Consider the following 13,348-nt stretch of genomic DNA (forward strand, 5'->3'; position numbering starts at 1 on the left):
CGAATCCGAATCTCACATTATCAGGGGTGTAAAAATGGAAACTACTAAACCTTCGTTCCAGGATGTTCTGGAGTTCGTGCGTCTGTTCCGCCGCAAAAACAAACTGCAGCGTGAAATTCAGGACGTAGAGAAGAAGATCCGTGACAACCAGAAGCGCGTACTGCTGCTGGACAACCTGAGCGACTACATCAAGCCGGGCATGAGCGTGGAAGCGATCCAGGGCATTATCGCCAGCATGAAAAGCGACTATGAAGACCGTGTGGATGATTACATCATCAAAAACGCTGAGCTCTCCAAAGAGCGTCGCGACATCTCTAAGAAGCTGAAGGTAATGGGCGAAATGAAAAGCGCCGAAGCCAAAGGCGAATAATCCTTTTCAGTGCCAGAGAAAGGCTCCCTCTTCAGGGAGCTTTTTTATTTTCTTTCTGACCGCGCAGAAAAGCAAAAAGCCCGCTAAAAAGCGGGCTTTTTTGAATCTGGCTCCTCTGACTGGACTCGAACCAGTGACATACGGATTAACAGTCCGCCGTTCTACCGACTGAACTACAGAGGAATCGTTGTGGAGGCTAATCTTAGCGGCGAAAAAAGTTTTGTCAAACCCCATCTTACGTACTTTTGTTCAACTGCCGATTCTGTCGGCAGTTTGTTGTAATTCCCAACAATTTTTTTAAGGAAATACTTTGCAGGATATGGGTTTCTGCCCCATCATTTGAAATGAAGTTTCAACTTTATCCCTAAGGTCCATTTTGAACGTCACTGCCGCTTTACACCGGGCCGTCGCACGCACGCCCTGGTATGCCAAACGCAAAAGTTATCGTGTGCTTTTCTGGCGTGAAATCACCCCGCTTGCGATCCCCATTTTTCTGGAAAATACCTGCGTTCTGCTGATGGGGGTGTTAAGTACCTTCCTGGTAAGCTGGCTGGGTAAAGAGGCGATGGCCGGCGTGGGGCTTGCTGACAGCTTTAACATGGTGGTGATGTCCTTCTTCGCCGCCATCGACCTGGGGACCACGGTGGTGGTCGCCTTCAGCCTGGGTAAGCTCGATCCGAAGCGGGCGCGCGAGGCGGCACGCCAGTCGCTGATGATCATGACCCTCTTTTCCATCATCCTGGCGGGAGTGGTTCACTATTTTGGTCAGGAGATTATCGACTTTATCGCCGGGGAAGCGACCCCGGAGGTCAAAGCGCTGGCGCTGACCTATCTTGAGACTACCGTTCTCAGCTATCCGGCGGCGGCCATCGCGCTGATTGGCAGCGGGGCGATGCGCGGGGCAGGGAACACCAAAATTCCGCTGATGATCAACGGCGGCATGAATATCCTCAATATCATGATCAGCACCGTGCTCATCTACGGCATTTTCTCCTGGGATGGGCTGGGCTTTATCGGCGCGGGCCTCGGGCTGACCATCTCCCGCTACATCGGCGCGGCGGCAATCGTAGTGGTGCTGATGGTGGGCTTTAAGCCGGAGCTGCGCATCACCCTCAGAAGCTATTTCCGTCCACTTAACTTCGCCATTATCTGGGAGGTGATGGGCATCGGGGTTCCTGCCAGCATTGAGTCGGTACTGTTCAACGGCGGTAAACTGCTCACCCAGATGTTTGTGGCCGGTATGGGCACCGACGTTATCGCCGGTAACTTTATCGCCTTTTCCATTGCCTCGCTCATCAACCTGCCGGGTAACGCCCTCGGGTCGGCTTCCACTATCATCACCGGCAAACGGCTGGGAAAAGGGCAGATAGGCCAGGCGGAGCGCCAGCTGCGCCACGTCTTCTGGCTCTCCACCATCGGGCTGACCCTTATCGCCTGGGGAACGGCGCCGTTTGCCGGGCTAATGGCCTCGTTTTACACCCATGAAGAGGATGTAAAAGAGGTGGTGAAAATCCTCATCTGGCTCAACGCCGCCTTTATGCCCATCTGGGCGGCGTCGTGGGTGCTGCCCGCCGGGCTGAAAGGGGCGCGCGACGCCCGTTTCGCCATGTGGGTCTCGATGCTGGGGATGTGGGGCTGTCGCGTGGTAGCCGGTTATACGCTGGGGATTGTGCTCGGCTGGGGCGTAGTCGGCGTCTGGCTGGGGATGTTCCTCGACTGGGCGGTGCGTGGCGTGCTCTTCTACTGGCGGATGGTCAGCGGCCGCTGGCTGTGGAAATATCCGCGGGTTAAACCCGCGCTGGCGTCAGCGGCCCCGGCAGAACGGCTGCCAAATGCGCAAGGTGGAGAATAAATCGGCAAACGATCGGTTTTGCGCATTCAACCTTTGACAACGGGGAGTGCCATCGATAATATGCGCCCCGTTCACACGATTCCTCTGTAGTTCAGTCGGTAGAACGGCGGACTGTTAATCCGTATGTCACTGGTTCGAGTCCAGTCAGAGGAGCCAAATTCAAAAAAGCCCGCTTTTTAGCGGGCTTTTTGCTTTTCTGCGTTTCCCGCCGCCTCAGCCGCCCGGCGCAAATCTTAACTGCCCTGAACCCGTATCGGGGCGGTGGCGGCAAAGAGCCATGGTCGCGCATCGCTCTCCACTCGCGGCGACAGCGCTTCCCGCACCCGCTGGTGATACTCATCCAGCCACTGTTTCTCCCGATCGCTCAGCAGGTTTAATTCCACCTGGTTGAGGTCGATGGGGATCAGCGTCAGGGAGGCGAACCGACAAAAGCCCGGCGCGCTGTCGACAATCTCCACCTGGTTCTCAATGCGGATGCCGTGGCTTCCCTCCTGATAATAGCCCGGCTCAATGGTCATAATGCTGCCCGCCACAAGCGGCCATGGATTGACCTTTTTGGCGATACGCTGCGGATTTTCATGGATCAACAGCTGATGCCCCACGCCGTGGCCGGTGCCGTGGTCATAATCCAGCCCCAGCGCCCACAGCGGCTGACGCGCAAATGCATCCAGCTGGTGGCCATGGGTGCCGGAAGGAAACTGCAATCCAATCAGCGCTAAAAACCCCTTTAGCACAGCAGTGTAGTGCAGGCGCTGCTGCGGGGTCACTTTGCCCCAGGCAAGCGTGCGCGTGGCGTCGGTAGTCCCGTTCTGGTACTGGCCGCCGGAATCGTTCAGATAAAACTGGTCGCGGTTCAGCGGCAGGCTGGTCGCCTCGCTGGAGTGGTAGTGACACATCGCCGCATTACTGCCTGCCGCGGAGATTGTAGAAAAACCTGGCTCAATAAAGCCCGCCTGCTGCTGGCGAAACGCCAGCTGGCGGTCCTCTGCCTCCAGCTCGGTAAGGGGATTGCCGTCAGCCTCCCGCTGGGGAACCTCCCGCGACAGCCAGGCCAGGAAGTTCACCCACGCTGCCCCATCCGCCAGGTGACACTCCCGATATCCCGCCAGCTCCACCGGGTTTTTGATCGCCTTCATAAAGGTGATGGGATCCGCCTGCCAGAGAATTTCGCCCTGCGGCTCGATAGCAAAGCGCAGCGCCACCGGGGCGGCGTTTTCATCCAGCCAGACGCGCCTTCCGGCGCTGAGTTCGCGGCAGCGATCAACAAACGCCTCCTGTGGGGAGACGGTGACCCCCTCCAGCACGCTGGCGGGCAACGTTCGCAGCTTCGCCTGGGCTACAAACCATTCCACCTCCCCGCTGCGGCTGAGGAGCGCAAACGAGAGCGGAACCGGATTCATCGGCACGTCGGTTCCGCGAACGTTCAGCAGCCAGGCGATATTATCCGGCAGGGTAATCGCCAGATAATCCACGCCGGCCTCGGCCAGCCGCTGCGCCACCCGCTGGCGCTTCTCCGCGCTGCTTTCCCCGCTCACCGCCAGCGTCATCTCGCGGATTTCTCCTGCGGGCGCCGCCGGGCGATCGTGCCAGAGGGTATCAAAGGGCGAGGCCTTAAGCGGGGTTAGCTGGCACGGCGTGGCGGCCAGCAGCGCATATTCCGCGTTGGTCATCAGCAGCGGCTCGAAGGCGATTCGGCTGCCCGCAGCCACGTTCTCCTGCAACCACTGCGCCAGCGGCTCGTTATGCAGATGGTGGATCTCAAACGCATCGGTATTAACCTGCAGGCGCGCCTGCACCTGGTAGCGTCCGTCCACAAACAGCAGGGCGCGATCGGGTAATACCAGCGCCAGCCCGGCGGAGCCGTCAAAGCCGGTCAGCCAGGCGAGCTTGTCATCATGCGGCGCGCTGTTCTCGCTCTGCCACGGATCGGCGCGCGGGACGATCATTCCGTCCAGGCGGTTTTCCTGTAACCAGCGGCGCAGCGAGGATAAAGCTGAAGTGGTTTGCATAGGGTGGCCTTTTAGTTAGCGGAACGGCGGTTCGTTAAAGGTGCGCAGCTTGCGCGAATGGAGCCGATCGCCTTCCGCCCGCAGAAGATCGATAGCGCGGATGCCGATCTGTAAATGTTCGGAAATCGCCCCCTCGTAGAAGCGATTTGCCTGCCCCGGCAGCTTGATCTCGCCATGCAGCGGTTTGTCGGAGACGCAGAGCAGCGTGCCGTAAGGGACGCGAAAACGGTAGCCCTGGGCGGCGATGGTGGCGCTCTCCATATCGATCGCCACCGCGCGGCTCAGGTTAAAGCGCAGGGCGGAGGCGGAGTAGCGCAGCTCCCAGTTACGATCGTCAGTGGTAACCACGGTGCCGGTGCGCAGGCGCTGTTTTACCTCTTCCCCAGGCATAGCGCTCACCTCTTTGGTGGCGTCGTAGAGGGCGCGTTGCACCTCCGCGATGCTTGGAATAGGAATATCCGGCGGCAGCACCGCATCCAGCACGTGGTCGTCGCGCAGGTAGGCGTGGGCCAGCACATAGTCGCCAATCAGCTGGCTTTCACGCAGCCCGCCGCAATGGCCGATCATCAGCCAGACGTCCGGGCGCAATACCGCCAGGTGATCGCAGATGGTTTTGGCATTTGACGGGCCAACGCCGATGTTGATAAGGGTAATGCCCTGACCGTCGGCGGTGATGAGATGCCAGGCGGGCATCTGATGTTTTTTCCACGCCAGATCGGAAATGGCCTCTTCCGGCGCTTCGGTTTCGGCAGTGATCCAGATCCCGCCCGCGCAGGAGAGGGCAATGTAGGGGCTGTCCGGGTCGAGGATCTGGCTGCATCCCCAGCGCACAAACTCATCCACGTAGCGGGTATAGTTGGTAAACAGCACGAAGGGCTGGAAATGCTCTGCGGGAGTGCCGGTGTAGTGACGCAGGCGCGCGAGAGAGAAATCGACGCGGCGGGCGTCAAAATGCGACAGCGGGGCGAACTCTGCCGGGTGGTAGATCCCGTCGGCGGTCTCATCGCCAATCTGCGACAGCTCCGTAGTCGGGAAGTGGCGCGTCAGCCCCGCGCTCATCGAGCGGTCCAGGGTCAGAGCCGAGCCGTCAATCACGTAGGGATAGGGGATCTCATGCCGGGACGGTTCTACCGCAATATGCGCGCCGTAATCCCGGTAGAGCAGGGTCAGCTGCTCTTCAAGGTAGGCACGAAAGAGCGACGGACGGGTGATAGTGGTGGAAAAACAGCCGGGATGGGTGAAGCGGGCCCAGGCGCGGGTTTTGGGCGGATTGGTGGTGCTGCCGTCCCAGGTGACCGAGAGGGAGGGATAGACAAAGAGGCCGTTGTTTCTGGCCTCTTGTTCGGGAAGCGTACCTTCCTCAATGTAACGGCCAATCGCGTCGCGTAACGCGTTGACCGACTGCTCATATAACGCTTCCAGTTTATCCAGCGCCTGAGTCGGGGTCAGGCCGGAGCCCTTGTTAATCATCTCTGTCTCCTTGTTCCACAGGTGTGCGGCTTACCCGATAGTATGTCACACGTTTGTGAAACAAAAGTCAGAGTTCAGGGCGTCTCCTTCATCAGCAGCGCCGTCGCGGCGGAGATAAGACAGCCGACCAGCAGGTAGAGTGCCACGCTGTGCCAGTCGCCGCCGGAGAAAGTGACCAGCGCCGCGGCGATAAACGGCGTAAAGCCGCCGCCCACCACGCTCGCCACCTGGTAACCGACCCCGGCGCCGCTGTAACGGTAGCTGGCGCCGAACATGCTGGTGAACATTGGCTGTTGCACGCAGACCACCATGTCATGGGCGACGTTGGCGAGCATAATGGCGAAAAAGACAATCCAGAACAGCGACTGCGCCTCCAGTGCCAGAAAGAAGGGCCAGGCGCTCAGGGTGCCGATAAGCGCCCCGGTAATATAAACACGCCGACGGCCATACCGATCCGCAAGCCAGGCGAAGCAGGGGATGGTCAGGCAGCTCAGTCCGCCCACCAGCAGACCAATATTCAGAAAAAGCTCACGCGGAAGGCCGAGATTCTGGGTGGAGTAGTTAAGCGCGAAGGCAGTGACGATATACATCGTCAGCAGTTCACACAGGCGCAGGGCGATGATTTTCCCGAAGGCGGCGGGATGTTTCACCAGCGCTTCCACCACCGGAAGCGACCGTTTTGCTGCGGGCTTGTTCTGCTGCTCGAACTCTTGCGACTCTTCCATGCCGTTGCGCACCCACAAGGCGGCCAGCACCAGCACGATGCTGAACAGGAAGGGGATCCGCCATCCCCAGCTCAGAAACTGCTCATCCGTGGTATAGACGCTGATAAGCGAGACCAGCCCGGTGGAGAGTAACAGCCCCACCCCGTAGCCCACCTGGACGCCGCTGCTGTAGAACGCTTTTTTATGCTTTGGCGCGCTTTCAACGGAGAGCAGCGCTGCGCCGCCCCATTCGCCGCCCACCGCGAAGCCCTGAACGGCGCGCAGCGTTACCAGCAACACGGGCGCCCACCAGCCGATAGCGGCAAAGGAGGGGAGAAGGCCAATGAGCGCCGTGGCGATACCCATCATCCAGACGGTGAGCATCAGCATGCGCTTGCGGCCCAGCCGGTCCCCGAAATGACCGAAGATCACCCCGCCGAGCGGACGAAAGAGAAAGCCGACGCCAAAGGTCGCGAATGCCGCCAGCGTGCCCATAGCCGGGCCGATCTGCGGGAAAAATTCGCGATTAAACACCAGCGCGGCGGTAATGCCATACAGCAGAAAATCATACCAGTCGACGACGGCGCCCGCGAAGCTGCCCAGGGCAGCGCGGCGGGCACGGTTAAGCGAAAGGGTCTCCTCGGCCAGGCGATCGGATGAGAGAGTGGAGTCCATAGTTGTCCTGTCTTTAGTTTTTTAGTTATTAGAATATTGAAAGGTTACTCACACTGCGCGGGTCTTAACGACGCAGGCAATGAGACTACCGCGACAGGCGACAGGAGGAAACGATTTATTTGCGGATGGAGCGGAAAACGCGCAATGACCGACAAATCGGATGCGGCATTTCTTGTAAGCTCAGCGGAACAATGTCAAATACCTGCCAGTCATATTCACATCAGCTTTTCTGCGCTAAGAACAATAAACGAGCAGCCCTTAGGCTTCATAACCAGCAACACCGCCCCGATTTCTGGCTGATTGTTTCTGCTTCCAACAATACAGCTGAAAGCATCGCACTGCGCTGCAGCTAAGTTCACTCTCCACACTGCCTTACTGCCTGAGCGGGTTTACGGTACAGGTCGTAAAAGGGTGAATGCCTTGCATGCCATCCTCTGAAATATCTGAATGTACTTTCAGCTTTGCAGTCACGACACATGACCCCCTCATTTTATCTCTTCATAATCACTTTTATAGCTTTACACCTATATAGTCTTTTACCTATATTGATGAGGAGATCCCGTGTGGACGATTAAAACAACGGATCTGTTTGATCGCTGGTTTACCTCGCTCAATGATACCGAACGGGCAAGCGTGCTGGCTGCACTGTTAGTTCTGCGGGAAAAAGGGCCGGGTTTGTCCAGACCTTATGCCGATACGCTCAAAGGCTCTCGCTACAGCAACATGAAAGAGCTGCGTATTCAGAGCCGGGGCGATGCCATACGGGCGTTTTTCGCTTTCGACCCGACCCGTACTGGCATTGTGCTTTGTGCCGGAAATAAGGTTGGCAATGAGAAACGTTTTTACGATGAGATGCTCCCGATCGCAGAGCGGGAATTGACGCACTGGCTGAACACATTAAAAAAGAAGGAGTAACGCGATGGGCAGAACGCTGGAACAGCTTATTGCGGCTGAAAAACCTGAAGTCGTAGCCGAAGCACAGAGGGTGGCGACGGAGATCCTGCTCAACATTCACCTTGCCGAACTGCGGGAAAAAGTACAGAAAACGCAGGTTGAAATGGCGCAGGCGCTGGGTATCAAACAGCCTACCGTTGCAGTAATGGAAAAACCGGGCCGCGACCTGAAGCTTTCCACGCTCAAACGCTACGTTGAGGCGACAGGCGGCAAGCTACGCCTGGATATTGAACTTCCGGACGGATCTCACTACGGGTTTGTGCTGTAAATCAGGGGGATGATCGCGTCATCGGCATAAATGGCCCAAACGCCGGATGTACAGGAAAAGCAGATACGTATCGGGAATGCGCTTCGCGCCTGGTAAACGCAGAAAAGCAAAAAGCCCGCTAAAAAGCGGGCTTTTTTGAATTTGGCTCCTCTGACTGGACTCGAACCAGTGACATACGGATTAACAGTCCGCCGTTCTACCGACTGAACTACAGAGGAATCGTGTGAACGGGGCGCATATTATCGACCTCCGTACGCCTTGTCAAAGGATGTATCGCCCACTTCAGACTGTTTGCTGACAAAACCAGCAAAGTGACGTTTTTGCCAACGGAATGCACCATTATTGTGCAGATATACCCCGAATGGGGCAGATCGGAAACCGTTGTCCCCGTCTCAAAACAGGCATCAGTGATTGGCTTTCCTTATTTTCAGCCGCTTAGCAGAGACATACACCCGCTGCAAAAAACTGGCATCTATATTGCAAAACCTGTTTAACAACACAGCCGTTACCGGCACGCTATTTTCGAACAGGGGGCAACATGAACTTAAGACGACTGAAATACTTCGTAAAAATCGTCGATATCGGCAGCCTGACCCAGGCGGCTGAAGTGCTGCATATCGCGCAGCCTGCGCTGAGCCAGCAGGTCGCGACTCTGGAAGGCGAAATGGACCAGCAACTGTTGATCCGCACCAAGCGCGGCGTAACGCCTACCGAAGCGGGAAAAATTTTATATACCCATGCCCGCACGATCCTGCGTCAGTGTGAACAAGCGCAGCTGGCCGTGCACAATGTGGGTCAGACCCTGAGTGGCCATGTCTCTATCGGGCTGGCGCCGGGAACGGCCGCATCGTCGGTAACCATGCCGCTGCTTCAGGCGGTGCGAGCAGAGCTACCGGAAGTGCTGGTTTATCTGCATGAGAACAGTGGTTCCGTGCTCAATGACAAACTGCTCAACGGTCAGCTGGATATGGCGGTGCTGTACGATCGCTCCCCGGTTGCCGGGATCACCAGCCAGCCGCTGCTGAAGGAAGATCTTTATCTGGTCGGTACCCGTGATTGCCCTGGCCAGAGCATTGATTTAACCGCTGTGGCAGAGATGAACCTGTTTCTGCCGCGCGACTACAGTGCCGTGCGCGTGCGCGTTGACGAAGCGTTTTCGCTGCGCCGTCTGACGGCGAAGATCATCGGCGAGATCGACTCCATCTCCACGCTGACTGCCGCCATTGCCAGCGGCATGGGTGTAACGGTTCTGCCCGAGTCTGCCGCACGTTCACTGTGCAGCGCGGCAAACGGCTGGATGGCGCGTATCACCACGCCATCCATGAGCTTACCGCTGTCGTTAAATATGTCCGCGCGCGGCTCCCTGTCACCGCAGGCGCAGGCGGTGAAAGAGATCCTGATGTCTCTGGTCAGTAAGCCGTCGCTGGAAAATCGCGAGCTGCAACTGGTCAGCTGATATTCCAAATAAGCATAAGATGCTGGTTTTTATTATTTGTTCTCCAGCCCGGCTGACTCTAACAATAGCCTTATGTCAGATGCGCCGGAGTGAATTGTGAATTTCCAGCAACTTAAAATTATTCGTGAGGCGGCCAGGCGGGATTACAACCTGACCGAAGTCGCCAATATGCTTTACACCTCTCAGTCGGGCGTCAGCCGGCATATCCGCGAGCTGGAGGAGGAGTTAGGCATTGAGATTTTTATCCGTCGCGGCAAGCGCCTGCTGGGTATGACCGAGCCAGGCAAGGCATTGCTGACCATCGCTGAGCGCATTCTCAACGAGGCCAGCAACGTTCGCCGGCTGGCGGATCTCTTTACCAACGACGCTTCCGGTGTGCTGACTATCGCCACCACCCATACACAGGCGCGCTACAGTCTTCCGACGGTTATCAAAGCATTTCGTGAGATCTTCCCGGACGTACGTCTCGAACTGATCCAGGGCACGCCGCAGGAAATCGAAGTGCTGCTGCATAACGGCGGGGCCGATATCGGTATCGCCAGTGAACGGCTGAGCAACGACCCGCTGCTGGTGGCGTTCCCGTGGTTCCGCTGGCACCACAGCCTGCTGTTACCCGCCGATCACCCGCTGAATCAGGTTTCGCCGTTGACGCTGGAAGAGATCGTCAAATGGCCGCTTATCACCTACCGGCAGGGCATTACCGGGCGCTCGCGCATTGATGAAGCGTTCAAGCGTAAAGGGCTCACGCCGGACGTGGTGCTGAGCGCGCAGGATTCCGACGTGATCAAAACCTACGTCGAGTTAGGGCTGGGGATTGGCCTGGTGGCCGAGCAGTCTGGCGGAGAATATGAGGCCGGAAATCTGGTGCGTCTGGATACGCGTCACCTGTTCGATGCGAATACCGTCTGGCTGGGGCTAAAGCGCGGGCAGCTTCAGCGTAACTACGTGTGGCGTTTTATTGAGCTATGCAACGCGGGGCTGTCGGTGGATGAGATCAAACGCCAGGTGATGGAGCCGGAAGAGGTGGCGATTGATTATCAGATTTAGTCGCTAATCAGTAGGCCGGGTAAGGCGCAGCCGCCACCCGGCAAACTTACCGAACCCACAAAAGCAAAAAGCCTGCTTTAAAAGCAGGCTTTTCAAATTTGGCTCCTCTGACTGGACTCGAACCAGTGACATACGGATTAACAGTCCGCCGTTCTACCGACTGAACTACAGAGGAATCGTGTGAACGAGGCGCATATTATCGACCTGCGTGCGCCTTGTCAAAGGGGAAAACACCGTTTTTGTTCGTTTGTCGACAATTTCAGCAAACCGATGATTTAATAGCAAATTTGCTTTCAAATTGCACAGCAAATCGCGCCGCCCGCAGACAGGCGGCGCGCAGGATCAGAACAGAACGGAGTAGTTCAGACCAAACGTACGTCCACGGCCTTTATAAGTATAAAGACCCGGTGCGCCGTAGGTTGGGCTATACAGCCCCGGTGCGCGCTGGCCCCAGGCGGTGGTGTAGTCTTTGTCCAGCAGGTTCTCCACGCTGAAGCTGACTTTGCCCACCGGCAGGGCGTAGCTACCCAGGAAATCAACGGTGTTATAGCCATCAATCTTCTTACCGTCGGCGTCAGACACGTCAAAGGTTTGTGTGCTCTGCACGCGTAGCGTCCAGTCGCCCGGCGCCCAGTTGACCCATGCGCTGGCTTTAGACGGGCTGGCGCTGTCGACCGTCAGCTTCTCCCATTTACCGTTTTCACGCGTTTCGGACTTGATGGCGTTAAAGTTCGCCCCGGTGCTCCAGTCGCTGTCGGTGAAGAAATAATCCACCTGGCCTTCAACCCCATAGATACGACGTTTGTCGTCCTCCAGGTTGATGGTCATGTCGCTCTTGTTGATGGTGATGGTTTTATCCGAGAGCGAGTAGTATGCCGCCACCTGAGTACGCAGGTTATCGCCGGTGAAGCGCCAGCCGAGCTCGTAAGCATTGACCTTAATCCCGTCCAGCGTTGAGTCGTTCACATTGACGCTGTTTTGCAGACGATAGTGACCATCGACCAGCTGATAGGTGCCGGAGCCGTAGTACTTCGCCAGGTCCGGGATCTCGAAGCCCTGGGAGAAGTTAAACCACAGCTGTTGCTGTTCGGTCAGACGTCCAAGGATCCCGGCGTTAAACAGGAAGTTGTTGTAGTCGGTTTTCCCGCCCGGCACCGCGTCAGCGGAGGTGGCTTTGCCCGTGGCGATTGCCTGCTGCTGGGCGTAACCGACAAAATCGTCCACCTTGTTTTCGGTGTACTGATAACGCACGCCGCCGCTCAGGGTGATGGCGTCAATGTCATAGCTGGCTTGCAGGAACGGCGCGAGGTTGGTAATGCTGTAACCCGGATAACGGCCCACGTTGTAGGCATTGTCCAGCTCCATGCCGCCGCTCGCCGCCGCTTTGCTTAAGTCGAAGAACTGCTGGTTGGCATCGAACGTTTCATGGTCGGCATCCACGCCCCAGGTGAGGGTCAGGTCGTCCATCGGCTTGCTGTTCAGCGTCAGCTTGCCGCCGTAAAAATCGGTTTTCTGCTGGGACGCGCCAATGCTGGTCACCGCGCCTTTGCTCAGCGTCGGGAACGGGTAGTAGGTCAGGCTCTCGTCACGGTAGTAAATCTGCGCAACCAGATCCTGACCCCAGAAATCGGTGTTCGAGTATTGCAGGTTGATCAGGTGACGCTCTGTGCCCGGGATACGGTCAGAGTTCAGGTTGTCTTTGTTATAGGCTTTGGCATCGCCCGTGACCGCAGCGAAATTCTCCCCAAGGAACAGGCCGTGCTTGCCGTCAGATTCGCTCTTGTAGTACTGCGTGGTTAACTGGAGCTGCTGATGATCGTCGATGTTGATGGTGCCTGTCCCCATCACGTCGATACGGTCGGAATACTGCAAGCCGGTCTGGGTGTTATCGATAATCACCTCGTCGCCGTTGCCGTCATACCAGCCGCCGTAGCGCTGATAGGAGACCGACAGACGACCAGAGGCGTTGTCATTGCCGCCGCTCACGGCTGCGGAGACGTTCTCATCATGGTCGTTATGGCTGTTAAACCCGCTTTTTGCCCCGGTCTGGAACTCCACTTCGGTCTCCGGCTGGCCTTTTTTGGTGACGATGTTCACCAGCCCGCCGGTACTGCCGCCGCCGTACAGCGAGGTGGCGCCGGAGATCACTTCGATGCGGTCAATGTTGAACGGATCGATAGAGTCGAGCTGGCGGCTGTCGCTGCGGGACGAGTTCAGACGTACGCCGTCCACCATCACCATCATGGAGCGACCGCGCAGGTTCATGCCGTAGTTGGTACGTCCCTGGCTGCTGACGTCCATGCCGGGGATCAGCTGGGCCAGAACGTCTTTAATCTCTTTCCCGCCCTGAACCTGCTGCTCAATTTCCGCCCGCTCAATAACCCAGGTGGTTTGCGCCATCTCTGCCACGCTGCGATGTGCCCGGCTGGCGGAGACCACAATATCTTCTTCCTTTTGTTCTTCCGCCCACGCAGAGGTAGAAAGCATGGTAAGCAAGCACGGATTTAAAACCCAAAGATGAGAACTTTTCATTGTTATGTTGA

General features: G+C 57.3%; 10 protein-coding genes and 4 tRNA genes. 7 read left to right on the top strand and 7 right to left on the bottom strand.

What is annotated here, in order from left to right; translation table 11 throughout:
• Positions 1–34 precede the first annotated feature (34 nt).
• Positions 35–370 carry a DUF496 family protein gene (locus ACOTX1_RS02115; RefSeq protein WP_061709620.1) on the top strand — a complete coding sequence of 112 codons (336 nt, stop codon included), beginning with the start codon at positions 35–37 and terminating at the stop codon, positions 368–370.
• A 107-nt stretch (positions 371–477) separates the two neighbouring features.
• Here the strand turns inward: ACOTX1_RS02115 and ACOTX1_RS02120 are convergent.
• Positions 478–553 (bottom strand) — tRNA-Asn (locus tag ACOTX1_RS02120).
• 193 nt (positions 554–746) lie between these two features.
• Here ACOTX1_RS02120 and ACOTX1_RS02125 point away from each other — a divergent pair.
• Positions 747–2,222, top strand: coding sequence for an EmmdR/YeeO family multidrug/toxin efflux MATE transporter (locus ACOTX1_RS02125; RefSeq protein WP_194303498.1), 1,476 nt, complete (start codon positions 747–749; stop codon positions 2,220–2,222).
• 80 nt (positions 2,223–2,302) lie between these two features.
• Positions 2,303–2,378: transfer RNA gene (locus ACOTX1_RS02130), tRNA-Asn, on the top strand.
• A 77-nt stretch (positions 2,379–2,455) separates the two neighbouring features.
• Here ACOTX1_RS02130 and ACOTX1_RS02135 read toward each other — a convergent pair.
• The 3 genes from ACOTX1_RS02135 to shiA form a co-directional block, all read right to left on the bottom strand.
• Positions 2,456–4,231 (bottom strand): aminopeptidase P family protein, encoded by a 1,776-nt coding sequence (locus ACOTX1_RS02135; protein ID WP_194303500.1) that lies wholly within the window; start codon positions 4,229–4,231, stop codon positions 2,456–2,458.
• 15 nt (positions 4,232–4,246) lie between these two features.
• On the bottom strand, positions 4,247–5,701 hold the full coding sequence (locus ACOTX1_RS02140; protein ID WP_194303502.1) for an AMP nucleosidase: 1,455 nt from the start codon (positions 5,699–5,701) through the stop codon (positions 4,247–4,249).
• 74 nt (positions 5,702–5,775) lie between these two features.
• Positions 5,776–7,080: a shikimate transporter gene (gene shiA, locus ACOTX1_RS02145; RefSeq protein WP_194303504.1), complete on the bottom strand. Its 1,305-nt coding sequence runs from the start codon at positions 7,078–7,080 to the stop codon at positions 5,776–5,778.
• A gap of 561 nt (positions 7,081–7,641) precedes the next feature.
• Between shiA and ACOTX1_RS02150 the strand changes: the two genes are divergently transcribed.
• Both ACOTX1_RS02150 and ACOTX1_RS02155 read left to right on the top strand, forming a co-directional pair.
• On the top strand, positions 7,642–7,995 hold the full coding sequence (locus ACOTX1_RS02150) for a type II toxin-antitoxin system RelE/ParE family toxin (protein WP_194303505.1): 354 nt from the start codon (positions 7,642–7,644) through the stop codon (positions 7,993–7,995).
• Between the two features lie 4 nt (positions 7,996–7,999).
• Entirely contained in the window at positions 8,000–8,302 is a 303-nt protein-coding gene (locus ACOTX1_RS02155) for a helix-turn-helix domain-containing protein (protein ID WP_421766816.1), read from the top strand.
• 142 nt (positions 8,303–8,444) lie between these two features.
• Here the strand turns inward: ACOTX1_RS02155 and ACOTX1_RS02160 are convergent.
• Positions 8,445–8,520 (bottom strand) — tRNA-Asn (locus ACOTX1_RS02160).
• A gap of 320 nt (positions 8,521–8,840) precedes the next feature.
• Here ACOTX1_RS02160 and nac point away from each other — a divergent pair.
• A complete protein-coding gene (gene nac, locus ACOTX1_RS02165) occupies positions 8,841–9,758 on the top strand; it encodes a nitrogen assimilation transcriptional regulator NAC (protein ID WP_003859531.1) in 918 nt (305 codons plus the stop codon).
• Positions 9,759–9,854: 96 nt separating this feature from the next.
• Positions 9,855–10,805: an HTH-type transcriptional regulator Cbl gene (cbl, locus tag ACOTX1_RS02170; protein ID WP_003859532.1), complete on the top strand. Its 951-nt coding sequence runs from the start codon at positions 9,855–9,857 to the stop codon at positions 10,803–10,805.
• Between the two features lie 99 nt (positions 10,806–10,904).
• Here the strand turns inward: cbl and ACOTX1_RS02175 are convergent.
• Both ACOTX1_RS02175 and ACOTX1_RS02180 read right to left on the bottom strand, forming a co-directional pair.
• Positions 10,905–10,980 (bottom strand) — tRNA-Asn (locus ACOTX1_RS02175).
• A gap of 167 nt (positions 10,981–11,147) precedes the next feature.
• Positions 11,148–13,337 carry a TonB-dependent siderophore receptor gene (locus ACOTX1_RS02180; protein WP_421766817.1) on the bottom strand — a complete coding sequence of 730 codons (2,190 nt, stop codon included), beginning with the start codon at positions 13,335–13,337 and terminating at the stop codon, positions 11,148–11,150.
• Between the last annotated feature and the right edge of the window lie 11 nt (positions 13,338–13,348).

Origin of the sequence: Enterobacter cloacae complex sp. IR5401 (genome assembly GCF_049238425.1) — a bacterium.
In the GTDB taxonomy this organism is placed as follows: Bacteria; Pseudomonadota; Gammaproteobacteria; order Enterobacterales; family Enterobacteriaceae; genus Enterobacter; species Enterobacter hormaechei_C.

Bases quoted from the DNA above. Each gene is read 5' to 3' on its own strand.
- shiA (WP_194303504.1), bottom strand. From the start codon at position 7,080: ATGGACTCCACTCTCTCATCCGATCGCCTGGCCGAGGAGACCCTTTCG.
- ACOTX1_RS02180 (WP_421766817.1), bottom strand. From the start codon at position 13,337: ATGAAAAGTTCTCATCTTTGGGTTTTAAATCCGTGCTTGCTTACCATG.
- ACOTX1_RS02135 (WP_194303500.1), bottom strand. From the start codon at position 4,231: ATGCAAACCACTTCAGCTTTATCCTCGCTGCGCCGCTGGTTACAGGAA.
- nac (WP_003859531.1), top strand. From the start codon at position 8,841: ATGAACTTAAGACGACTGAAATACTTCGTAAAAATCGTCGATATCGGC.
- ACOTX1_RS02140 (WP_194303502.1), bottom strand. From the start codon at position 5,701: ATGATTAACAAGGGCTCCGGCCTGACCCCGACTCAGGCGCTGGATAAA.
- ACOTX1_RS02155 (WP_421766816.1), top strand. From the start codon at position 8,000: ATGGGCAGAACGCTGGAACAGCTTATTGCGGCTGAAAAACCTGAAGTC.
- ACOTX1_RS02115 (WP_061709620.1), top strand. From the start codon at position 35: ATGGAAACTACTAAACCTTCGTTCCAGGATGTTCTGGAGTTCGTGCGT.